24 protein-coding genes are annotated in these 22,799 nt (G+C 64.5%); 10 read left to right on the top strand and 14 right to left on the bottom strand.

Features of this window, described 5'->3' with window-relative positions; genetic code table 11:
- Positions 1–47 precede the first annotated feature (47 nt).
- The 5 genes from purD to plsB all read left to right on the top strand — a co-directional run bounded on the left by purD (position 48) and on the right by plsB (position 8,009).
- Positions 48–1,340, top strand: coding sequence for a phosphoribosylamine--glycine ligase (purD, locus tag ACDC67_RS14990; protein WP_376694441.1), 1,293 nt, complete (start codon positions 48–50; stop codon positions 1,338–1,340).
- Positions 1,341–1,565: 225 nt separating this feature from the next.
- Positions 1,566–3,737, top strand: coding sequence for a DNA helicase II (uvrD, locus tag ACDC67_RS14985; RefSeq protein WP_376694439.1), 2,172 nt, complete (start codon positions 1,566–1,568; stop codon positions 3,735–3,737).
- On the top strand, positions 3,737–4,570 hold the full coding sequence (locus ACDC67_RS14980) for an alpha/beta fold hydrolase (protein ID WP_376694437.1): 834 nt from the start codon (positions 3,737–3,739) through the stop codon (positions 4,568–4,570). The genes uvrD and ACDC67_RS14980 overlap by 1 nt, the downstream gene beginning before the upstream one ends.
- Positions 4,557–5,273, top strand: coding sequence for an orotidine-5'-phosphate decarboxylase (gene pyrF, locus ACDC67_RS14975; protein ID WP_376694436.1), 717 nt, complete (start codon positions 4,557–4,559; stop codon positions 5,271–5,273). Before ACDC67_RS14980 ends, pyrF begins: the two co-directional genes overlap by 14 nt.
- Before the next feature lie 231 nt (positions 5,274–5,504).
- Entirely contained in the window at positions 5,505–8,009 is a 2,505-nt protein-coding gene (plsB, locus tag ACDC67_RS14970) for a glycerol-3-phosphate 1-O-acyltransferase PlsB (protein WP_376694434.1), read from the top strand.
- 951 nt (positions 8,010–8,960) lie between these two features.
- On the opposite strand, the gene ACDC67_RS14965 is transcribed toward plsB, so the two are convergent.
- A complete protein-coding gene (locus ACDC67_RS14965; protein ID WP_376694432.1) occupies positions 8,961–9,164 on the bottom strand; it encodes a YdcH family protein in 204 nt (67 codons plus the stop codon).
- Between the two features lie 46 nt (positions 9,165–9,210).
- Here ACDC67_RS14965 and ttcA point away from each other — a divergent pair, with 46 nt between their 5' ends.
- Complete coding sequence (gene ttcA, locus ACDC67_RS14960; protein WP_376694431.1) at positions 9,211–10,062, top strand: tRNA 2-thiocytidine(32) synthetase TtcA; 852 nt, start codon at positions 9,211–9,213, stop codon at positions 10,060–10,062.
- 123 nt (positions 10,063–10,185) lie between these two features.
- Positions 10,186–10,875, top strand: a complete 690-nt coding sequence (locus ACDC67_RS14955) for a DUF4097 family beta strand repeat-containing protein (protein WP_376694429.1) — start codon at positions 10,186–10,188, stop codon at positions 10,873–10,875.
- A gap of 54 nt (positions 10,876–10,929) precedes the next feature.
- On the opposite strand, the gene ACDC67_RS14950 is transcribed toward ACDC67_RS14955, so the two are convergent.
- The 13 genes from ACDC67_RS14950 to ACDC67_RS14890 all read right to left on the bottom strand — a co-directional run bounded on the left by ACDC67_RS14950 (position 10,930) and on the right by ACDC67_RS14890 (position 20,972).
- On the bottom strand, positions 10,930–11,343 hold the full coding sequence (locus tag ACDC67_RS14950; RefSeq protein WP_376694428.1) for a DUF3465 domain-containing protein: 414 nt from the start codon (positions 11,341–11,343) through the stop codon (positions 10,930–10,932).
- 143 nt (positions 11,344–11,486) lie between these two features.
- On the bottom strand, positions 11,487–11,912 hold the full coding sequence (locus ACDC67_RS14945) for a F0F1 ATP synthase subunit epsilon (RefSeq protein ID WP_376694426.1): 426 nt from the start codon (positions 11,910–11,912) through the stop codon (positions 11,487–11,489).
- Positions 11,913–12,060: 148 nt separating this feature from the next.
- Positions 12,061–13,452: a F0F1 ATP synthase subunit beta gene (gene atpD, locus ACDC67_RS14940; RefSeq protein WP_376694425.1), complete on the bottom strand. Its 1,392-nt coding sequence runs from the start codon at positions 13,450–13,452 to the stop codon at positions 12,061–12,063.
- 84 nt (positions 13,453–13,536) lie between these two features.
- The gene (gene atpG, locus ACDC67_RS14935) at positions 13,537–14,400 is read right to left on the bottom strand and encodes a F0F1 ATP synthase subunit gamma (protein WP_376694423.1); all 864 of its coding nucleotides are present in this window, start codon (positions 14,398–14,400) and stop codon (positions 13,537–13,539) included.
- A 75-nt stretch (positions 14,401–14,475) separates the two neighbouring features.
- On the bottom strand, positions 14,476–16,023 hold the full coding sequence (gene atpA / locus ACDC67_RS14930; RefSeq protein WP_376694422.1) for a F0F1 ATP synthase subunit alpha: 1,548 nt from the start codon (positions 16,021–16,023) through the stop codon (positions 14,476–14,478).
- Between the two features lie 66 nt (positions 16,024–16,089).
- Positions 16,090–16,626 carry a F0F1 ATP synthase subunit delta gene (locus ACDC67_RS14925; RefSeq protein ID WP_376694420.1) on the bottom strand — a complete coding sequence of 179 codons (537 nt, stop codon included), beginning with the start codon at positions 16,624–16,626 and terminating at the stop codon, positions 16,090–16,092.
- Positions 16,627–16,629: 3 nt separating this feature from the next.
- Positions 16,630–17,103, bottom strand: coding sequence for a F0F1 ATP synthase subunit B (locus tag ACDC67_RS14920; RefSeq protein ID WP_376694419.1), 474 nt, complete (start codon positions 17,101–17,103; stop codon positions 16,630–16,632).
- A 57-nt stretch (positions 17,104–17,160) separates the two neighbouring features.
- Complete coding sequence (gene atpE / locus ACDC67_RS14915) at positions 17,161–17,427, bottom strand: F0F1 ATP synthase subunit C (RefSeq protein ID WP_459117377.1); 267 nt, start codon at positions 17,425–17,427, stop codon at positions 17,161–17,163.
- Between the two features lie 67 nt (positions 17,428–17,494).
- A complete protein-coding gene (atpB, locus tag ACDC67_RS14910) occupies positions 17,495–18,271 on the bottom strand; it encodes a F0F1 ATP synthase subunit A (RefSeq protein ID WP_376694417.1) in 777 nt (258 codons plus the stop codon).
- Between the two features lie 22 nt (positions 18,272–18,293).
- The gene (locus tag ACDC67_RS14905) at positions 18,294–18,842 is read right to left on the bottom strand and encodes an ATP synthase subunit I (RefSeq protein WP_376694416.1); all 549 of its coding nucleotides are present in this window, start codon (positions 18,840–18,842) and stop codon (positions 18,294–18,296) included.
- A 28-nt stretch (positions 18,843–18,870) separates the two neighbouring features.
- Entirely contained in the window at positions 18,871–19,908 is a 1,038-nt protein-coding gene (locus ACDC67_RS14900) for a PDZ domain-containing protein (RefSeq protein ID WP_376694414.1), read from the bottom strand.
- Positions 19,909–19,942: 34 nt separating this feature from the next.
- On the bottom strand, positions 19,943–20,437 hold the full coding sequence (locus tag ACDC67_RS14895; RefSeq protein ID WP_376694412.1) for a hypothetical protein: 495 nt from the start codon (positions 20,435–20,437) through the stop codon (positions 19,943–19,945).
- A complete protein-coding gene (locus ACDC67_RS14890) occupies positions 20,430–20,972 on the bottom strand; it encodes an RNA polymerase sigma factor (protein ID WP_376694410.1) in 543 nt (180 codons plus the stop codon). Before ACDC67_RS14890 ends, ACDC67_RS14895 begins: the two co-directional genes overlap by 8 nt.
- A 186-nt stretch (positions 20,973–21,158) precedes the next feature.
- Here ACDC67_RS14890 and ACDC67_RS14885 point away from each other — a divergent pair, with 186 nt between their 5' ends.
- From ACDC67_RS14885 to ACDC67_RS14875, 3 genes are read left to right on the top strand one after another with little or no spacing between them, the layout of a single operon-like run.
- Positions 21,159–21,605, top strand: a complete 447-nt coding sequence (locus ACDC67_RS14885; RefSeq protein ID WP_376694409.1) for a hypothetical protein — start codon at positions 21,159–21,161, stop codon at positions 21,603–21,605.
- Between the two features lies 1 nt (position 21,606).
- Positions 21,607–21,825: a helix-turn-helix transcriptional regulator gene (locus ACDC67_RS14880; RefSeq protein ID WP_376694407.1), complete on the top strand. Its 219-nt coding sequence runs from the start codon at positions 21,607–21,609 to the stop codon at positions 21,823–21,825.
- A 59-nt stretch (positions 21,826–21,884) separates the two neighbouring features.
- On the top strand, positions 21,885–22,703 hold the full coding sequence (locus ACDC67_RS14875) for an SDR family NAD(P)-dependent oxidoreductase (protein WP_376694405.1): 819 nt from the start codon (positions 21,885–21,887) through the stop codon (positions 22,701–22,703).
- Positions 22,704–22,799 lie beyond the last annotated feature (96 nt).

Below are 22,799 nucleotides of genomic sequence, written 5' to 3'. Positions count from 1 at the left end.
GCGCCGCTGTACAATAAAATGGCACACAAATCCCGGATAGCACACAAATGAAACTCCTCGTCGTCGGCGGCGGTGGTCGTGAGCATGCGTTGGCCTGGAAGCTGGCGCAGTCGGACAAGGTCGAAGCGGTCATCGTCGCGCCCGGTAACGCCGGCACGGCGCGCGAGCCGGGCATGCGCAATGCCGATGTCGGCGCCGAGGACATCGACGGGCTGATCGAGCTGGCCCGGTCCGAATCGGTCGGCCTGACCGTGATCGGCCCGGAGGCGCCGCTGGCGGCCGGTATCGTGGACCGCTTCGAAGCCGCCGGGCTGAAGTGTTTCGGCCCGAGCGCCGACGCCGCACGCCTGGAGTCCTCGAAAGCCTTCGCCAAGGATTTCATGTCACGCCACGGCATCCCGACCGCCGCTTTCGGCGTCGTCGACGATGTCAACGAGGGCATGGAGATGATCCACGGCATCGGCCTGCCGGTGGTGCTCAAGGCCGACGGCCTGGCCGCCGGCAAGGGCGTGGTCATTGTCGAGACCGAGGACCAGGCCCGCAGCACGCTCGAGGACATGCTTTCGGGCGAAGCCTTCGGCAAGGCCGGTCGGCGTGTCGTCGTCGAAGAGTTCCTGGTGGGCGAGGAAGCGAGTTTCATCGTCGTCGCCAGCGGCACGCAGTATCTTTCGATGGCCTCGAGCCAGGACCACAAGCGGCGCGACGAGGAAGATCGCGGTCCGAACACCGGCGGCATGGGTGCCTACTCGCCGGCCCCGGTCGTCGACGAAACCGTGCACCGGAGAATCCTCGAGGAGGTCATCGAGCCCACGCTCGCCGGCCTGGTCGAGGACGACGCGTCCTTCACCGGCTTTCTCTACGCCGGCGTGATGCTCACCGCCACCGGGCCGAAAGTACTGGAATTCAACGTGCGATTCGGCGATCCCGAGACGCAGCCGATCATGCTGCGGCTGCAATCGGACCTGGTCGAAATCATCGAGCACGCCCTGGAAGGTACGCTCGACGAGATCGACCCTAAGTGGGACGAGCGCACCGCGCTGGCCGTGGTGATGGCCGCCGGGGGCTATCCCGGAAGCTACGACAAGGGCCACCCGATCACCGGACTGGAATCGGACTTCCCGGCGGACGTGAAGGTGTTTCACGCCGGCACCGCCCTGGACGACGAAGGCCGCGTGGTCACCAGCGGCGGCCGGGTACTCGCCCTTTGCGCCCTGGGCGAGGACGTCCGCAAAGCGCAGGCCCGCGCCTACCAGTGGATCGCCCAGATCGGCTTCGAGGAAGCGTTTTATCGGTCTGATATTGGATTCCGTGCCGTGGATCGAGGCTCGGAGGGCAGCTGAGCTATGCGGCTGCGATCGAGCGATCTGGAACCGGAACTCGGGACTCGGGACTCGGGACTCGCTACTGATGCCGTTGAGAAGCGAGTGTTCTTAGCGCTTCCGTTCGTCAGCACAGCAAATCCTGCCACAACACCGGGACGCTTCCTCGAGTCCCGAGTCCCGAGTCCCGAGTCCCGGCCCCTTACCGAGTCCCGAGTCCCGAGTCCCGAGTCCCGATAAACCGCCATGGACGTCAGCCACCTACTCGACGAGCTCAACGACGCGCAGCGCGAGGCGGTTACGGCCGAGGACGGGCACGTGCTGGTGCTCGCCGGCGCGGGGTCGGGCAAGACGCGCGTTCTGGTGCATCGCATCGCCTGGCTGATCCAGGTCCATCACGTCAGCCCCATGGGCGTGCTGGCGGTCACCTTCACCAACAAGGCTGCCGGCGAGATGCGCGCCCGCGTGGGCAAGCTGCTGGGCCTGCGGCCCGACGGGCTGTGGATCGGCACATTCCACGGCATCTGCCACCGCATTCTCAGAATGCACGCGGCAGAGGCCGGGCTGCCGGAGACCTTCCAGATTCTCGACAGCGAGGACCAGTACCGCCTGATTCGTCGCGTGATCCGCGACATGGAACTCGACGAGGGCGAGTACCCGGCACGTCAGATGCAGGGCTTCATCAATCACCACAAGGACGAGGGCCGGCGGCCGGAGCACATCGAGCCTTTCGACAACCCGCACGCGCTCACCCAGGTGTCGGTCTACCGCAATTATCAGGACTACTGCGAGCGCTCCGGCCTGGTCGATTTCGCCGAGCTGTTGCTGCGCACGCTCGAGCTGCTGCGCGACAACCCGGCGCGCCAGCAGCAGTACCGCGACCGCTTCGGGCATATCCTGATCGACGAGTTCCAGGACACCAACAAGCTGCAGTACGCGCTGGTGCGCATCATCGCCGGCGATCGGGCGCGGATGTTCGTCGTCGGCGACGACGACCAGTCGATCTACGGCTGGCGCGGTGCGCGGGTGGAGAACGTCTCCGACTTCGCGCGCGACTTCGATCCGGCGATGATCCGGCTGGAGCAGAACTACCGCTCGACCGCCACCATCCTCGAGGCCGCCAACCGGGTGATTGCCAACAACGACGAGCGGATGGGCAAGAACCTCTGGACCGAAGGTGAGCAGGGCGAGCCGATTCGCGTCTTCTCGGCCTTCAGCGCCGAGGAGGAGGCCGACTTCGTCATCGCGCGGATCCGCGACTGGCTCGAGCAGGGGGGCGCCGCGTCCGAGGCGGCCGTGCTGTACCGCTCCAACGCGCAATCGCGCCTGTTCGAGCACCAGCTACTGGCCGAGGGCATTCCCTACCGCGTCTACGGCGGCCAGCGATTCTTCGAGCGCGCCGAGATCAAGGACGCCATGGGCTATCTCAGGCTGGTCCACAATCGCGGCGATGACCCGGCCTTCGAACGCGTGGTCAACGTGCCCGCGCGCGGCATCGGCGAACGCACGGTCGCCGCCATTCGCGAGCGAGCCCGCGCCGACGGCGCCTCGTTGTTCGCCACCGCCACGGCGATGCGCGACAGCGGCGCCTTCGCCGCGCGTGCGGGCAACGCCGTCGCCCAGTTCCTGGAGATCATCAACGATCTGGACCGGCGCACCCGCGACGCCTCGCTGGGCGAGTTGATGTCCGCGGTGGTGGAGACGGCCGACCTGGCGCGCTGGTACCGCCAGCGCGAGGCGCCCGACCGGGCCGAATCGCGCGAGGAGAACCTGACCGAGCTGATTCGTGCCGCCGAGACCTTCGACCAGCCGCTCGAGGACGAGCAGTCGGGCCTGAGCCCCCTGGCGTCCTTCCTGGCCCAGGCCGCGCTGGAAGCCGGCGAGCACCAGGGCGAGAAATGGCAGGACTGCGTGCAGCTCATGACCCTGCACTCGGCCAAGGGCCTGGAGTTTCCGCTGGTGTTCCTCTCGGGCATGGAGGAAGGCCTCTTCCCGCACCAGAAATCGACCGAGGAGCCCGGGCGCCTGTCCGAGGAACGCCGGCTGTGCTACGTCGGCATGACCCGGGCCATGCAGCGCCTGTACCTGACTTACGCCGAGTCGCGCATGCTGCACGGCCAGACCTCCACGTCCTACCCGTCGCGTTTCCTCGACGAGCTACCCGAGGAGCTGGTCGAGCAGGTCCGGCCCAGGCCGGCACGCTATGCCGGCCCGGCTTTTGGCGGCGGCAGCAGCGGCGGGCCCGGCCCGGAGCACGACTTCAACCTGGGCTCGACCGTCAGCCACGAGCGCTTCGGCATCGGCACGGTGGTCAATGTCGAGGGCAGCGGCCCGAACGCGCGCGTGCAGATCAATTTCGAGAGCGCCGGCCAGAAATGGCTGGTGCTGTCCTACGCCAACCTGGAGCGGCTGGACTGATGGAAGCCATCGAGCTGCTCGGCGGGCGCGTCGCGGGCCTGCGCTGGCGACGCGGCAACGTTCCCGTCCTGGCCCTGCACGGCTGGCTCGACAACGCCCATTCCTTTCTGCCGCTGAGCGCGCATCTCGACGGACTCGACCTGGTCGCCGTCGACTTCCCCGGTCACGGTCTCTCGGCGCCGCGACCGGACGGTGTGCGCTACCACTTCGACGACTACAGCTTCGACGTCCTGGCCGTGCTCGACGAACTCGGCTGGGAGCGCGCCAACCTGCTGGGCCACTCGCTCGGCGGAGCGGTTTCGACCCTGGTGGCGGCCGCCGCCCCCGAACGGGTGGCGTCGATGGTCCTGATCGAGGGGCTCGGCCCGCTTTCGGCGCCGGCGGAGAAAACGGCGGAGGGCTGGCGCAAGGCCGTGTCCCGCTCGAAGCCGCGCCCGCGCCGCGTGCACATCGAACGCGAGAACGCCATTGCCGCGCGGCAGCAGGGCAGCGACCTGAGCGAAGCATCGACCCGTATGCTGGCCGATCGCGGCCTGGTCGAGACTGCCGGCGGCTGGCAATGGCGCCACGATCAGCGCCTGACCTGGCCGACCGCGCACCGCTACACCGAGCCGCAGGTGATCGACCTGATCGCCCATATCGATACACCCGTGCTCAACATCCATTCCGAACCGCATACCGGCCTGCTCGGCCAGCGCATGTTCCAGCTGAGGCTGGCCGCCCTGCGACAGCGGCGCGAGACCCTCGGCTGTCCCGGCGGCCATCACCTGCACATGGTTCACCCTGAACGCATTGCCCCGAACATCCTGGAGCACTTCCATGACGCTGCCTGACAACCGCCGGCGGATCCCCGCCGTGGAACGACTGATATTCGCCCTCGACGTGCCCGATATCGACCGAGCCCGCAGCCTGGTTCGCCAGCTCGGCGATCAGGTGCAGTTCTACAAGCTCGGACTGGAGTTCTTCCTCAGCGGCAACTACTTCGAACTGGCCGATGAACTCAAGCAGGCGGGAAAGCGCGTCTTTGCCGACCTCAAGCTGTTCGACATCCCGCCGACCGTCGGCCGGGCGACGGCTCAGCTGGCGCGGCGCGACGTCGACTTCCTGACCGTGCACGGCAACGACGGCATGCTTGCCGAGGCCGTCGCCAATCGCGGCGAAATGGGCATCCTGGCCGTGACCGCGCTGACAAGCCTGGACCAGGGCGACCTCGACGACCTGGGTTTCCAGTGCGACGTCGAGCGCCTGGTGCTCTCGCGGGCCCGGCGGGCACTGGAAATCGGCTGTAGCGGCGTGATTTCTTCCGGACTCGAAGTGGCGGCGCTGCGCCGCGATGTCGATGACCGCCTGATCGCGGTCTGTCCGGGCATCCGCCCGGTCGCCAACCGCGACGAACAGAAGCGAACGCTCAGCACCGGCGAGGCCTTTGCGGCCGGGGCCGACTACATCGTGGTGGGGCGACCGATCCGGGATGCCGCGGATCCAGCCGCGGCGGCCGCCGGTATCCAGGAAGAAATATCCCACTACTTCAGTTAGTTATAGTGTCTTTATAATCTTCTTGATCAGGAAATGCGTCCTGTTGTATGATTTTGCCTGAGGGAGGTGAATCGGTTTCGCATCCCCGCGATCAACAATCAAGAAAATCCTTTTCGGTTTGACCGGTTTCCGGGCCCGCTCCACCATGGGCCCGGTTTTTCTTTGCCTGGCCGGTGCGATTCCCCGAGCGGGCCGGATGGTAAACTTGCCGCCCCGAATCCTGGCCCCATCATGCAGCGACCCAGCCCTTCAATCGGCCTGCCCGCACGCCTCTATGGCGCGTGGCTCAACCTGCTCCGGCGCATCCTGCACTGGTGGGTGCGCTCGACCGTGCTGCCCGAGGATCTGACGGAACTCGGCATCGACCCCGATCGCCCCGTTTTCTACGTCCTCGACACCTACGCGCTCACATCGCTGCTGATCGTCGACGAGGTATGCAGGAAACTGGACTGGCCACGGCCGGGGCATACCTTCCAGGTCGGGGACGGCAGACTGCCCCGATCCTACAGCGCCTCGCGGCGCTACGGCGGCTTCATTCTGCGCCGACCGCGGCGACGCCGTCACCCGGAGATGCTTCGGCAACTACTCGAACGCGCCGACTCGGAGGATCTCGCGCGCGTTCAGGTCGTGCCGGTAACCGTCCTGATCGGGCGCGCACCCGACAAGGAAGAGAGCATCTTCAAGATCCTGTTTTCGGAGAACTGGGGCGTGGCCGGGCGCATTCGCAGGTTCTTCTCGACCCTGATCAACGGCCGGGCCACCATGGTGCATTTCGGCAAGCCGGTCGAGGTCGGAGCGGTCATCGAGGAGACCGAGGACAGCTCCCAGGCTCTCGGTCGAATCAGCCGGGTGCTGCGGGTCCACTTCAAGCGGATTCGCACTGCCGCAATCGGGCCGGACCGTTCCCATCGAAGAACACTGGTCGAGCGCGTTATTCGTTCGGAGTCGGTGCAACAGGCCATCGCGGCCAAGGCACGACGCGACGACGTCAGCCAGGAAAAGGCCGAACTGGTCGCCCGCAAGTACGCGCGCGAAATCGCGGCCGACTATTCCTATGCCTTCATCCGCATCCTCGACCTGCTTCTGACCTGGTTCTGGAGCCGAATCTACCGCGGCGTCGTGGTGCACCATTTCAGCCAGTTCCGCGAGGCGCAGGATGGCCACGAGATCGTCTATGTACCCTGCCACCGCAGCCACATCGACTACATGCTGCTGTCGTATCTGCTGTACCACCGCGGTTTCGTGCCGCCGCATATCGCCGCGGGTGTGAATCTCAACATGCCGCTGGTCGGGCCCCTTCTGCGCCGCGGCGGCGCGTTCTTCCTGCGCCGGTCGTTTCGTTCCCAGCCCCTCTATGCGGCGGTTTTCAATCAGTACGTCACGCTGATCCTCGACCGCGGCGTCTCGATGGAGTACTTCATCGAGGGAACCCGCTCGCGCACCGGACGGCTGTTACCGCCGCGGGCCGGAATGCTGTCGATCACGGTCCGGGCCTTTTTGCGCAATCCATCCCGGCCGCTGCTGTTCCAGCCGGTCTATATCGGCTACGAGCGACTGGCGGAGGGAAACTCCTACATCTCGGAGCTTTCCGGGCAGCAGAAAAAACCCGAGTCGCTATCGGACTTCCGCAACGTGATCAACATCCTGCGCAAGAACTACGGCGAAGTCGCGGTCAGCTTCGGTGAACCCATCAAGCTCGAAGGCGTACTGGACAAGCACAACCCGGACTGGCGGGCCGAGCGACCCGACAACGGCAGCAAGCCCCCGTGGCTGGGGCATGTAGTCGACGATCTCGCGCAGAAGATCATGGTCAACATCAATCGGTCGGCCGACGTCAACCCGGTCAACCTGCTGGCAACCGCCCTGCTGGCCAGCCGCAAGCACGCGCTCGACGAGGAAGACCTCGAGAAAATGATCGGGGTGCTCAAAAACGTTGTGCGATTGAGCGCCTACTCCGACCGGGTCACGATCACGCGAATGACGCCGGGCCAGGTCATCGAGTACGGCCTGGAGCTGGGTATCGTCGAACGCCAGGCGCACCGGCTGGGCAATATCATCCGCACGGATGCCACACGCGCCGTCCTGCTGACCTACTTCCGCAACAATACCGCCCACCTGCTGGCCATCAGCGCCTGGATCGCCTGCTGCTTCCTGAACACGCAGCGCGTGCGCCGCTCGCGCCTGCGCTCCCTGAGCCGAACGGTCTACCCCTTCCTGCAGCGCGAGCTGTTTCTGCCCTGGACGGAAGACGAGCTCGACGGCGTCGTGGAACGCTGCATCGACGCGCTGATCGAGCTGCAGCTGCTGCGCGCCTCGGGCGACGACCTGCAGCGCGCCGCCGGGGGAAGCGACGAGAGCTACTACCTGCGCCTGCTCGGCGGCTCGTTGCTGCAGACTTTCGAGCGTTATTTCATCACCATGTCCGTGCTGGTCAAGAACGGCTCGGGCCTGCTCAATCGCCGCCAGCTCGAACAGCTTTGCAGCCTTTCCGCCCAGCGCATCTCGCTGCTGCACGAGTTCGAAGCACCCGAGTTCTACGATCGCACCCTGTTCCGGCAGTTCATCGAGGCCATGTTCGACAGCGGCTTCCTCTCGCGCGACGAAGACAACTGCCTGGTCTTCGGCCGCCGGCTCGAGACCTTCGCCCGCGATGCCAAGCTGGTTCTCAGCAAGGAAATCCGGCACGCCATCATTCAGGTGACCCCCGAGTTGCTTGAGTTGACCGGGGAGGAGTAGATGCGGGGCGCGTTCCCGACGGACGAGATGTCCACACTCGCGACTCTTTGCTGGCACGTATTCCCAACGGTTTGACGTGGCGCCTCTTTTCGGGGGGCTTCGCGGTCTGGGGTGTTTGGTGGGTTGGCGCCCGCCGGTCGCGGTGCGGGCCTCGACACGTCAAAGGCGTTTCGCCCGGCCTGCTTCGCAGGCTCTTTCGGCGAGTACCTTTTTTCCAAAGCGAAAAAAGATACGAAAAAGCGCTTTTCAAATTCAAAGTCCCACGATCCGGGGTTTCAGGACTCGAACTGGGAGGTGGCTGGCCCCTTCGCGGAGCGGGCTTCGCGAAAACTCGGTCGGAGGATCCGGTGGCGCTAGCGGGAATGGGGCGAAGCCCGCACGAGGACGGCACGGCTTCGATCCGTAAACTTGAGGATCGCTCGAGGGCGCGTAGGATGCGTGGAGGCCCGTAGGGCCGTAACGCATCGGCTGATGCGTTGCGCTTCGCTCCACGCATCCTACGTTCCTCCGCAACCGCGCAGATGGCGCGCGCTCAGCGCGCGGGGGTCAATCCGGAGCGCAAGCCCGGGATTCCTCCCATGGCCACTTTCGGAAATCATCCCGGGCACCACGCGACCAGCCGGGCCCTCGCGAAGCCCGCTCACCGAAGGGGCCAGCCCCCACAGTCGCCAAGCTCCTGAGGCAACCGAGCGTGGGACTTTGAAGTTAGAGAGCGTTTTTGCTTACTTTTGTCGTAATTGACAAAAGTGAGTCGCCGCAAGACCCCGCGAAGCGGGCCCGGGCGAAACAGATTTTGACTTGTCGAGGCCACCAAACCGACAGACAACACCAACCCCACCCAAACCCCACCAATCAAAGCCCCCGCAAACCCGTCGCGGCAAAGCCGCCCCGCACCCCCGGCGGATGCCAAAACCAGAACACCAAAGAACCAGCCCGCATCGCGGGCCAACGCTAGGCGTCGAGATCGGGGATCAGCCGGCTCTCGTACCAGGCGATCTGGTCGCGCAGGCGCAGCTTGCGTTTCTTGAGCCGGCGCAACTGGAGTTGGTCGACGGCGGGGTTATCGCCCATGCGCTCGATCGCCTGGTCCAGGTCGCGGTGCTCCTGGCGAAGCTCGTGCAGGCGCGCGGAGATTTCGGCGATGTCTTCGGTCACTTTGCCGCTAGAATGGTGGAATTGAAGGTATTTCTGGACTGATCTGATGAATCGCGCCACCCTGCCGCTGACAATCGTCGATGACGTTCCCGCTGACAAGCGCGCGCGCAAACAGCAATATAACACCAACAAGCTGATCAAGCGCCTGCGACGGCAGGTCGGCCAGGCCGTGACCGATTACGCCATGATCGAGCCCGGCGACCGGATCATGGTCTGCCTGTCCGGCGGCAAGGATTCCTACGGCATGCTCGATCTGCTGCTCGGGCTCAAGCAGGTAGCACCCATCGATTTCGACCTGGTCGCGGTCAACCTCGACCAGAAACAGCCGGGGTTTCCCGAGCACGTCCTGCCCGAATACCTCGAATCGCTCGGGGTCGACTACCACGTCATCGAGAAGGACACCTATTCGGTGGTCAAGCGCGTTGTGCCCGAGGGGAAGACCACCTGCGGCCTGTGCTCGCGCATGCGCCGCGGCACGCTCTACCAGCATGCGCGGGAAAACGGGTTCACGAAGATCGCGCTGGGCCACCACCTGGACGACATCGTCGAGACCTTTTTTCTCAACCTGTTTCACGGTGCCGCGCTCAAGGCCATGCCGCCGAAGCTCCTGAGCGACGACGGCAACAATATCGTGATCCGTCCGTTGGCCTATTGCCAGGAGTCCGACCTGGCGGGCCTGGCCCAGGCGCGGGACTACCCGATCATTCCCTGCGACCTGTGCGGCAGCCAGCCCAACCTGCAGCGCCAGCAGATCAAGGCCATGCTGTCCGAGTGGGAACGCGTTCAGCCCGGGCGGAAGATGTCGATTTTCCGGGCACTGGGCAACGTGGCGCCTTCCCAGTTGTGCGATCTCGGGCTGTTCGACTTCACGCAGCTGGCGTTGCGAACGAGATCATAATTGAGTAAACGCTCAGAGCATCTACTCAATTATGATCTCGTTAGTCAGCGGGCATGACTTAAGGCACTGGCCAACGCGGACCGAACCCGACATGATGGAACCTTCTTCAGCGAGGAAAGCGACATGATGATGCGCACGGTGACAATCACCTGGCTGCTGCTCCTGGTCGGCGCCTGCTCGTCGCTGGCGGACAGCTTCACGCTGGCCGACGGCTCCAGCCACGATGGCAACATCTCGCTGGTCAACGGCCAGATCGAGATCGGGGCGGAGTGTCGAATCGACGGAGAAGTCAGCAACGTCAACGGGACGATCGAGGTCGGTCGCGCCACGCGGCTGCTGGATATCAGCAACGTCAACGGGCGAATTTCGCTGGCCGAGGCGGTCGAGGTCGAAGGCGATGTTTCAGGCGTGAACGGCAGCATCGAACTCGCATCAGGCGGGCGCGTAAGCGGCAATGTCGAGACGGTCAACGGTCGCGTCAGCGCAGGCGAAGAAGTGGTGATTGGCGGAATGATCGGTTCGGTCAACGGCAGCATCGAGATGCACGCGGCCCGAGCGGGCCGGCTGGTCACCACCAACAGCCAGGTACGACTCGAAGCCGGAACGGTGATCGAAGGCGAGCTGCGGGTTCGCAAGAGCCAGGGCGTGAACTTCAACGCCGGATCCCCGCCGAAGATCGTCATCGGGCGGGACGTCAGGATCGAGGGCCCGCTCGTGTTCGAGCGTGAGGTGGCGCTCTACGTGCACGAGACCGCTTCGGTGGGTGAAATCACCGGCGCAGAGGCCGTTCTTTATAGCGGCGACTCGCCCTGATTCAGGCCCAAGGCAAAACAGGGGGGCACGCGCGGCCGGCGCTTCGGATTCGGCTCAGTCGTAGAGCGTGCCCTTGTGGCGAATCCAGCCGCCATCCCCCGGTTGCTCGGGGTCCTGGTGGGTGAATCCGAGCTCACCGCCTCGCCCGTTGAACTGGTAGCGCCCCTGGAACGACACCGTATCGCCTTGCGCGACCGGCACGCGCTCGGAGCGTTCGACCGAGTGACGCACGATCAAGTCGAGACGATTGTCGACGTTGACCACCATTCTCTGATGCGCCTCTCCGGAAACCGTGTCGTCGCCGATCAACTGCGCCACGATGCCGTGACCGCTGACCCAGACTCCCGTCCGCCCTTGTTCGAATGCGCTCAGTAGACGCTCGTTGTCGGGCAGGGCATCTCCACCGCCGCAGCCCGTTACCCCGATAACGAGAGCCATGATCATGAGCACGCGAGTGTGCGTTGCCATGGCTTGCTCCTTCCCTTTATTGTGGCTTCAGAATACCAGATTTGTCTTATAGACCGCGTGCAGGCAAAAAAATGCCCCGGTGGAGGCCGGGGCATCGGAAAAGCATTGCTCACGCGAGGCGGGCTGCGCTGGCCCGTGGCGATTCAGCGTTTGAGCGACTTGCGGAGGCGCTCCAGCGCAGCCAGCTGGGCCATCGCCTCGGCCAACTGGGCCTGGGCCTGGGCAATCTCCATATCGGCGGAACGGTCGGCGATGGCCTTCTCGGCCTCTTCCTTGGCCTTGATGGCGGCCGCCTCGTCCAGATCACTGGCGCGCGCGGCGGTATCCGACAGCACACTGACCACGTGTGGCTGGACCTCGAGCAGGCCGCCGGAGATGTAGTAGAACTCCTCGCCGCCTTCAGGCAGCATGACCCGCACCTGACCAGGCTTGAGCCGGGTCAGCAGGGGCGCGTGACGCGGCGCAATGCCGAGCTCGCCCTCCTCGCCGGTGACCACCACCATGGATGCCTCGCCGGAGAAAATCTCGGCTTCGGCGCTGACGATGTCGCAATGGATTGTTGATGCCATGTTATTCAGTCTGCCTCAGGAGCTGGCGCCACTTCATTCATATCGGAAGTAGCGCACCACTCGTAAATCGTTAATCGTAAATCGTAAATTTCGCGGCTGGGGGTTCTTCCATTCACGATTCACGATTTACGATTTACGAAAAAGCGACTCACGCCGCTTTTTCCGCCATCTTCTCGCCCTTCTCCACAGCTTCCTCAATGGTACCGACCATGTAGAAGGCCTGCTCGGGGAGGTGATCGTACTCGCCGTCACAGATGCCCTTGAAGCCGCGGATGGTGTCCTTGAGGGACACGTAGACGCCGGGCGAGCCGGTGAACACTTCGGCGACGAAGAACGGCTGCGAGAAGAAGCGCTCGACCTTGCGCGCGCGGGCGACGGTGAGCTTGTCTTCTTCGCTCAGCTCATCCATGCCGAGAATCGCGATGATGTCCTTGAGCTCCTTGTAGCGCTGCAGCGTGCCCTGGACCTTGCGGGCCACGTCGTAGTGCTCCTGACCGACCACCAGCGGATCGAGCTGGCGCGAGGTCGAGTCGAGCGGGTCGACGGCCGGGTAGATACCCAGCTCGGCAATCGAGCGCGCCAGCACGACGGTCGCGTCGAGGTGGGCGAAGGTCGTCGCCGGCGAGGGGTCGGTGAGGTCGTCGGCCGGGACGTAGACGGCCTGGATCGAGGTGATCGAGCCGGTCTTGGTAGAGGTAATGCGCTCCTGAAGGGCGCCCATTTCCTCGGCCAGGGTCGGCTGGTAGCCCACCGCCGAGGGCATGCGGCCCAGCAGCGCGGAGACCTCGGTGCCGGCCAGGGTGTAGCGGTAGATGTTGTCGATGAACATCAGCACGTCGCGGCCTTCGTCGCGGAAGTACTCGGCCATGGTCAGGCCGGACAGGGCCACGCGCAGGCGGTTGCCCGGCGGCTCGTTCATCTGGCCGAACACGAGTGCGACCTTGTCGAGGACGTTGGAGTCCTTCATCTCGTGGTAGAAGTCGTTACCCTCGCGGGTACGCTCGCCCACGCCGGCGAACACGGAGTAGCCCGAGTGCTCGATGGCGATGTTGCGGATCAGCTCGAGCATGTTGACGGTCTTGCCGACGCCGGCGCCGCCGAACAGGCCGACCTTGCCGCCCTTGGCGAACGGGCAGATCAGGTCGATGACCTTGATGCCGGTCTCGAGCAGCTCGTTGCTTGCGGCCTGTTCGTCGAAGGCGGGCGCCTTGCGATGGATCGGCCAGCGCTCCTCTTCACCGATGTCGCCGGCCTCGTCGATCGGCTTGCCCATCACGTCCATGATGCGGCCCAGGGTCTTGGTGCCGACCGGCACGCTGATGGGCTTGCCGGTGTTGGTGACCGGGACGTGCCGGGTCAGGCCGTCGGTCGAGCCCAGTGCAATCGTGCGCACCACGCCGTCACCGAGCTGCTGCTGGACTTCCAGCATCAGGTCCTTGTCGTCAACGGTCAGGGCGTCATAGACGTTGGGCACTTCACCGCGCGGGAACTCGATGTCCACGACGGCGCCGATAATCTGAACAATCTTTCCAGAACTCATTACTGCTGTCCTCTGTTTCGGGTGGCTATCGGCCCGCATTCGGGCAGGCCACTCATGTCGCTATTTGAAATCCGGGGCGCCGCGTTACACGGCAGCCGCACCGCTGACAATCTCGGAAATTTCCTGCGTGATGGCCGCCTGGCGAGCCTTGTTGTAGGCCAGCTGCAGGTCGTCGATCAGGTCGCTGGCGTTGTCCGAGGCGCTCTTCATGGCAACCATGCGCGCGGCCTGCTCGCTGGCCACGTTCTCCAGGGCGGCCTGGTAGATCAGCGATTCGACGTAACGCGTGAGCACGTCGTCGAGCAGTTGCTCGGCGTCGGGCTCGTAGAGGTAGTCCCAGTACTGCAGCATGGGCTCGTCCTCGGTCGGCGGCAGCGGCAGAACCTGCTCAGCCACCGCCTTCTGCGTCATGGTATTGATGAAGTGGTTGTAGCACAGGTAGACGCGATCGACGTTTTCTTCCTTGTAGCCGTCAAGCAGAACCTTGATCGAACCGATCAGATCTTCCAGCCGCGGCTGCTCGCCCAGGTCCTGGGTCGCAGCGGATACGTCGACCTTCAGGCGGCGGAAAAACTGGGCCGCCTTGCGGCCGACCAGCACCGTGGTCACTTCCACGCCCTGCTCCTGCCACCGCCGGAATTCACTCAGCAGGGTACGGAACAGGTTGGTGTTCAGGCCGCCGCACAGGCCGCGGTCGGTCGCGACCACCACATAGGCCACGCGCTTGACTTCCTCACGCTCGACCGTGAACGGGTGGCGGTACTCGGGATTGGCGTGGGCCAGGTGGCCAATGACCTGGCGCATCATGCGCGCGTAGGGGCGCGAGGCCTCCATACGGTCCTGGGCCTTGCGGATCTTGCTGGCGGAGACCATCTCCAGCGCACTGGTGACCTTGCGCGTGTTCTTTACGCTCTTGATCTGACCGACGATTTCTCTTGATCCGCTCATGTTCTCTCTCGGGACTCGGGACTCGGGACTCGGGACTCGGCAGACACCGAAGCCCCGTGCTTCAAGTCGTTAAAATTACCAGCTACCGGTCTTCTTGAACTCGTCGCAAGCCTTCTTCAGCTCGTCCTTGAGTTCGTCGTTCCAGTCGCCCTTGTCGTTGATCTTGCCCATCAGTTCTTCGTGGCTGCTGTTCATGTAGTCACGCAGCGCGGCCTCGAAATCGCTCACCTTGTTCAGCGGCAGGTCGTCGAGGTAGCCCTCGTTACCGGCAAACAGGCTGACCGCCATTTCCGCGACCGACAGCGGCGTGTACTGCGGCTGCTTCATCAGCTCGGTGATGCGCTGGCCGCGCTCGAGCTGCTTGCGGGTCGATTCATCGAGGTCGGAGGCGAACTGCGAGAACGCCGCCAGTTCGCGGTACTGCGCCAGGGCCAGGCGAACACCGCCGCCGAGCTTCTTGATGATCTTGGTCTGGGCCGAACCACCCACGCGCGAGACCGACAGGCCGGCGTTGATGGCCGGGCGGATGCCGGCGTTGAACAGGTCGGTTTCCAGGAAGATCTGGCCGTCGGTAATCGAAATCACGTTGGTCGGGACGAATGCGGACACGTCACCGGCCTGCGTTTCGATGATCGGCAGCGCGGTCAGTGAACCGGTCTTGCCCTTGACCTCACCGTTGGTGGCCTTCTCCACGAACTCGGCGTTCACGCGCGAGGCGCGCTCGAGCAGGCGCGAGTGGAGATAGAACACGTCACCCGGGTAGGCTTCACGGCCCGGCGGACGACGCAGCAGCAGGGAAACCTGCCGGTAGGCCCAGGCCTGCTTGGTCAGGTCATCGTAGACGATCAGGGCGTCTTCGCCGCGATCACGGAAGTACTCGCCCATGGCGCAGCCGGCGTAAGGCGCGATGTACTGCAGCGCGGCCGAATCGGAAGCGTTGGCGGCAACCACGATGGTGTGATCCATCGCGCCGTGCTCTTCGAGCTTGCGCACCACCGAGGCCACCGAGGAGGCCTTCTGGCCGATGGCGACGTAGATGCACTTGATGCCCTTGTCCTTCTGGTTGATGATCGCGTCGATCGCCACGGCGGTCTTGCCGGTCTGGCGGTCACCGATGATCAGCTCGCGCTGACCGCGGCCGACCGGCACCATGGCGTCGATCGACTTCAGGCCGGTCTGGACCGGCTGGTCGACGCTCTGGCGGGCGATCACGCCGGGCGCGATCTTCTCGATCGGCTGGGTGGAGTCGCTGTCGATCGGACCGTTGCCGTCGATCGGGTTACCGAGCGAGTCGACCACGCGACCCAGCAGGCCTTCACCCACCGGCACTTCCAGGATTCGCCCGGTGCAGCGCACCGTGTCGCCTTCGCTGATGTGCGTGTAGTCGCCCATCACGACGGCGCCGACGGAGTCGCGCTCGAGGTTGAGCGCCAGGCCGTAGGTTTCGCCGGGGAATTCGATCATTTCCCCCTGCATGGCGTCGGCCAGACCGTGGAGGCGGCAAATGCCGTCGGAGACGCTGACCACCGTGCCTTCGGTGCGCGCTTCGGAAGAGATCTCGAACTGTTCGACGCGCTTGCGGATCAGTTCGGAAATTTCGGTCGGGTTGAGGGTCTGCTGCATTTTTGCAATCCTTGAAATTCAGTTCATTCCGGTCATCGAAGCGCTTCGACGTCGCGACCGATCCACTTAAGCGTTGATTCGCCGGCCGAGCTGCTCGAGGCGGCCGCGCACGCTACCGTCGATGACCTTGTCGCCGGCGCGGATGACCGCACCGCCGATCAGCGATTCATCGACTTCGACATGCATATCCACTTCGCGCCCGAAGCGGGACTTGAGTCGCTCGGCCAGGGCACTGGACTCCTCATCGCCCATCGGCCGGGCCGAAAAGACCTCGACCCTGATCCGGTGCTCGGCCTCGCGTCGGGACGCCTCGAACTGGGCGGCGATTTCGTGCATCAGTTCCAGGCGGCCGTTGACGATCACCACCTTGAGGAAGTTGACGAACGATTCGTCGAACTGGCCCTGGCCGACATCGATGATCAACTCGAGCAGGCGGTCCCCGCCCATCCGCGGGTCACCCGAGAGATAGTGCATCTCCTCGGTCGCGGCGATTTCGGCGGCCAGCGCCAGCGACTCGCTCCAGCGAGACAGGGCGTCGGCGTCGCGCCCCGCCTCGAAGGCGGCACGGGCGTAGGGTCGGGCGAGTGTAGTCCGGTTGATCATGGCCTACAGTTCCGCAGCCAGCTTGTCGAGCATCTCGCGATGCCGCTTGTCGTCGATCTCTGACTCGATCACGCGGCCGGCGCCGGCGATCGCAAGCTCGGCGACACGCTCGCGCAGGGCTTCACGCGCCTGGTTGGTGGCCTGGCGGATTTCCGCCTCGGCCGCCTGCACCTGGCGGTCGCGCTCGGCGATGGCTTCGTTCTTGGCCTGTTCAACGAGCTGGTTGCCGCGCTGGCTGGCCTGCTCGATGATTTCGCCGGCCTTGCGACGGGCCTCGCGGATGATCTCGTCGCCCTCGGCATTGGCCTTGTCGAGCGCCTGTTCGGCCTCCTCGGACTGGGCCAGGCCTTCGGCAATCTTGCGCCGACGTTCTTCCATCGCCTGCGTCAGCGGCGGCCAGACGAACTTCATGGTCACCCAGATGAACAGCAAAAACGTCAGGGCCTGTCCGACGATGGTGCCAAGACTCAGTTCCATAGCAAAACCTTAAAAGCTAGCGTGATCAAAAGGTCTGTCGATGCCTGAATGCGCGGATCAGCCGCCCAGCGCACCCAGCAGCGGGTTGGCGAACATCAGCAGGGCGGCGAAGGCCACGCCGATGATCGACAGGGCGTCGAGCAGGCCGGCGATGATGAACATGCGAACCTGCAGCATGCCGGCCAGTTCGGGCTGGCGGCTGGCGCCTTCCAGGAACTTGCCGCCGAGCAGGCCGAAGCCGATACCGGTACCGAGGGCGGCAAAGGCGAAGATCAAGCCAACGGCGATGGCGGTATTAGCCTGAATGAGAGCGATGGTTTCCACTTGGAGTCTCCTAACGGTTTAGTGCTTGATGAGAGCGGTTGGTTACAAGGGTTGTTTTCAGGATCTATCAGTGTTCCTCATACGCCAGCGACAGGTAGACAATCGTCAGCGTCATGAAAATGAAAGCTTGCAGCGGCACGACCAGGATATGGAACGCCGCCCAGGCGCCGCCCGGAATGAACTGGATCCACCAGGGCAGCAGGGCGATCAGCACGAAGATCAGCTCGGCCGCGTACAGGTTGCCGAAAAGTCGCAGCGCCAGCGAGACCGGCTTGGCGATCATCTCGACCAGGTTGAGCAGGAGGTTGGCCGGCCACAGCAGCGGGTTCTTGCCGAAGGGATGGAACAGCAGTTCCTTGCCGAAGCCAGCGAATCCCTTGCCCTTGACCGAGTAGATCAGGATGATGCCGAGCACGGTGATCGACAGGCCGAACGGCCCGTTGATGTCGGCTGAAGGCACCACGCGCGTGTACTCGAGGCCGAAGACCTTGTAGGCCAGGTAGGGCAGGTAGTCGACCGGAACCAGGTCCATCAGGTTCCAGAGCAGGACCCATACAAAAATGGTCAATGCCAGCGGCGCGACGAAATCACGCGGCCCGTGAAAGCTTTCCTTGACCGAGTTGTCGACGAAATCGACGATCATTTCGACGAAATTCTGAAGCTTGCCGGGCTCGCCGGCGGTCACGCGACGCGCGACCAGGATGAAGACCGACAGGAAGATCAGGCCCAGCACCCAGGAGAAAAACAGGGTATCGGCGTGGATCGTCCACAGCCCGTCGCCGTAGCTCAGGTTGGTGATGTGGTGCTTGACGTATTCGGTCGGAGTCGGGGTGCCGCTAGCCATAACGCTGTCAAACTGTCCTTTGCTACTGTTCCGAGTTATTCGATACCGGGCCGGTGGACGCCAGTCGCCACATGGCCAACCAGTAGGCCAACAAGGTGGCCGCGTATCCGACCATCACCGGCAGGAAGTATGCCGCAAACCACTTCGCCACGATGACAAACAAGATCACCGCGAGCACCAGCTTGAAGGCCATGGCCTTGTAAAAAGCCGCGATCATTGCTTTCGGATCGCTACCCAGGCTCAGGCCGATGCGCAGGCCGGTGACCGCCGTCAGCAGCAAACCGATGCCGCCCCCGACCAGTACGGCCAGGCCCATTTGCGCACCCTCGATCAGGCCGTAGACGACCGCTCCCAGTACGCTGAGCATGGCCTGCCAGCGCAGGAGCCAGGCGACAGTGTGAGCGAATCTCTCGTGCACCTGGAAAAAGGCCCCTTGCCGCTGTCTTGCCTGATGCCGCAGTTCGCCGAAGCAGCGTTTTGCCTCGACAAAAACGCCACCGTCGATGCCGAAAAGCATCGTCGGCGGCAACAAATCCAGAGAATTATAGCAGGCGGGGAAAGCGGGCGGCAAGCCGATTGCCGCCCGCAGTAGGGGTTTTCTAGAGTCCGCGGAAGTGAACCGAGACCGCCTTCGACTCCGGCAGCTCGGCCTCGATGGTGACCCGCTCACCGCCGCGCATGAGCTCCAGGGTGACGGTTTCGCCGCCGCGGCTCAGCAAGGCCCGCCCGATTTCGACCGGTCGCGAGACCGTTTCGCCGTCGATGCTCAGGACGACGTCGCCGTCCTCGAGCTCGAGTGGGTTGTCGGCATCGATACGCAGCACGACCACGCCCTCGGCCGTCCCGAAGTAGGACTCGAGGCCGGCGTGGTTGCTGATCATGTCGCTGTGGCGCCCAAGGCCCGCCAGGCCCGGCGGAAGCGGCGGCATTGGCGGCTCGGACATCCAGTGTCCTTCGCCTTCGAGAACGATCACCTCGCGATCGATGCGCGGTGCGTCGGGCGCGCCCGGAGCGGGCGGCGGGCCCTTGATGTCGTGCGTGATCACGCGGAAATCGCGTGCCGGCGAAGAAACGGTCACTTCCAGCGTCACGCGCTCGCCGTCGCGCTCGATCTCGATCGGAACGCTTTCGCCGGCCTCGATGCCGTCCATGGCCGTGCGCAAGGAAGCGGGCTCGGCGGCATTGACGCTCTCGCCGTTGATCGAGATCAGTCGATCCCCGGCCCTGACGCCCGCCTTCTCTGCGCCGCTCCCGGGGGTAACGCCCACGATTTCATTGGCGTCCTCCTCGCCACCGAGCAACACGCCCAGACGGGGCCGCGTCATGCGCAGGCCCCTGGTAACCTCGCGCTGGATGCGTTCTTCCATTCCGGCCAGTTCCTCTTCCATTCCCTCCAGGGCCTCGAGCCGCTCGATTCGAATGTTCGCGACCTCCTCGTCGGCCAACTGGCGATGGATTCGCGCCACCTTCCGGGCCGCCTGGGCCACTTTCTGCCTGGCCTGCTCTAGCTCCTCTCTCAGCGCCTCGCGCTCGGTGCGTTCCCCGGTCGTGGGTTCGGCCCCGGCATCGTCCTTCGCCACCAGGGCCTGCGGAACGGCCAGTATCAGTGCGGTCAGTGCTATCAGTAGTGCTTTCATCCTTCGGGTCCTCTACGGGTGAATTCGGTTCGGGTCAGACGCTGGCCAGCAGCATTTCGCGCCGCCAGTCGCCGTCGGCGTAGCGCCGATTGAGTTCCTCCAGCAGCACGACGCGCTGCCGCCAGAGTTCGCGGTCGGAAGGCGCGTCGGCCAGCTGCTCGTCGAGCCAGGCCACTTCGGCCTCGAGCCAGAGCAGTGATTCGAGCTCCATGCCACCCACGGCACGCTGGCGCTGGTCGGAAAGGCGGGATTCCAGGCGAGCGGAGGCGGCACGCAAGTCGGCGAGCGTCATCTCGGCCGACGCGTTCTCGGTCGCTGGACTCGCGATCTGTTGCTCACCGGCCGGCGGCGCGGGCGCATCGATGAGCAGCGCGACCAGCACGACGACCGTGACCACGGCGGCCAGGGCCGACACGCGCCGAACGAAACGATGCTTCCTGCGCCGGTCGAGTTCGCCGGCGATGGCCGGCCACAGGTCTTCGGGCGGACCGGCTTGCTGCATCCGGGTGAAATCGATGCGCTCATCCATGTTTCATGCTCCTGGCCGGGACTTCGCCGGCCGTCAGTTGCTTCCTGAGTTTCTCGCGCGCCCGCGCCAGGCGCGACTTCGACCAGGACACGGTCTGCCCGGCCAGCTCGGCGATCTCGGCGTGCTTCATGCCTTCGGCGTCGTGCAGCCAGACCACCTGGCGGTCGAGTTCGTCGAGCGTGGCGAAGGCCCGCGCCAGGTCCAGCGCCGAGTCGTGGTCGCGGAACTCGCCGCCCTCGGCGGGCTCGGGCTGCTCGCTCGCCTGCCTTCGATGCTGGTCCATGACCTGGTTGACCAGGATGCGGCGCAGCCAGAAACCGAACTGTTTCGCTTCCCGCAACTGGCCGATACGCTCGAAGGCCAGCACGAAGGCCTGTTGCACCGCGTCCCAGGCCCGCGCCTCGCAGCCGCTCATTTGCACGGCCAGGGTCCAGGCCGGGCGCGAGTACTGGCGATAGACCCGCTCTTGCGTGCGCCGACAGCGGCGCTTCAGGGCGGCCAGGGCCAGATCGTCAATGGGGCTCGAGAGGCTCATGTCGGTCTATAGACGCCCGGGGGATCGAAAAGGTCGCAGCTTGCAGGCCAGGCGCTCGGAGAGAAACCAGAAAGCAAAGTCAGCTTGACATTATGTAAAGCTAGCATTACATTGTGTCAAGCGTACTTTACATCCACCGACCGAAGCCGACTGCGGGAACAGACTGCAGGAACGAGGAGAACCACCATGTCATCGATGTCGTTTCAAGAGAAGAGCGCCTGGGGCACCCTGGTCAGCATGTTGGTCATCGGCGCTCTGTATTTTTCTTCGGTCCTGAATCTCTGGCGCGCCGACCAGCTGCATCTTACCGCCCTGTTCGGCCTGGCGGTCGGCTTTACCGTATTGCTGACCGTCGTCCTGGTCGGTTACCACATCATCGTGGCCGCCATCTCCGGGGGGCAGGACGAAGACGAACGCGATCGCCTGATCGGATGGCGCGCGGGCAATACCGGCGGCATCGTCCTGGGTGTGGGCGTGATCAGCGTGGTGTTGATGATCATCGTCGGCGGACTGGTCGGCGACACCTTCTGGCAGCAGCCGGTGATCATCGTCAACGCCCTGATGCTGGGCATGTTCATGTCAACGACGGTGGAGCTGGCCCTGACCATCTGGTTCCACCGGAAGGGCATCTGAGGTGGGCGGGTCCATCACCAACCGGGTGCGCGAGCTGCGCCAGCGCGGCGAGGGCATGACCCAGCAGCAGCTCGCCGAGACCGTCGGCGTCTCGCGTCAGACCATCATCGCTATCGAAAGCGGGCGCTACAGCCCGTCGCTGGAAGTAGCCCTGAAGATTGCGCATTCCTTCGGCCAGCCGGTCGAGGCGGTGTTCGAACTGACCTCCGGGTCGGGCTGAACGAACCGGCGGCGCGTCTCGGGTATAGTCCCGGCTGAAAGCCATTTCGGAGCCGTTCCATGTCCCGCGACTTCAACAACGTCACCGTAATAATCACGGGCGCATCCATGGGCGTCGGTGCGGCCACGGCGCGAACCTTCGCCAGGGCGGGCGCCAACCTGGTACTGATCGCCCGCGGCGAGGCGAAGCTGGGCGAACTCGAAAGCGAACTCGACCTCGGCGATCGCGTCATGCTCGCGCCGATGGACGTGACCGACCTCGACGCGTTCGCGGCCATGCTGGCCGATGCCGACGAGCGCTTCGGCTCGGTCGACGTGCTGGTCAACAACGCCGGCTACCACGCGCGCGGGCCGTTCGAGAATCTCGAGGTGGCCGATGTCGGCCGGATGATCGACGTCAACCTGAAGGCGCCGGCGGTGGCCACGCGCCTGGCCCTGCCTTACTTGAAGCAATCGAAGCGCGCGGCGGTGATCAACGTCGCCTCCCTGGCCGGCCGCACCCCCGTGCCGGGTTCGGCGACCTACTCGGCCAGCAAGTTCGGGCTGCGCGCGCTGACCCTGGCGCTGCACGAGGAAATGCGCGGTCAAGGCATCAAGTTCGCCAGCGTCTCGCCCGGCCCGATCGATACCGGCTTCATCATGGACGAAATCGACCGCGCCACCGACCTGACCTTCTCGCAGCCCATCTCCACCGCCGAACAAGTGGCCGAATGCATCATCGAGCTGGTCGACAACGCCACGCTCGACAAGCCGATGCCGCGGATCAGCGGCTACCTGACGACGATCAGTTACCTCTTCCCCCGGATCGGCCGTGCGCTGAGGCCCATGCTCGAGCGCAAGGGCGCACGCACCAAGGACAGAATCAAGCGCGAACGTTAGTGTACCCCGTCACTCATATTGTGACTTATAGCGAGTGCCTCAGGGGCCAGATGCAAGGCGCGATTGCGCCGGCGTAGTGGGGCTACGTCAAGCAAT

Origin of the sequence: Wenzhouxiangella indolica, assembly GCF_042310355.1 — a bacterium.
In the GTDB taxonomy this organism is placed as follows: Bacteria; Pseudomonadota; Gammaproteobacteria; order Xanthomonadales; family Wenzhouxiangellaceae; genus Wenzhouxiangella.
This window is presented reverse-complemented; position numbering and strand designations above follow the sequence as displayed.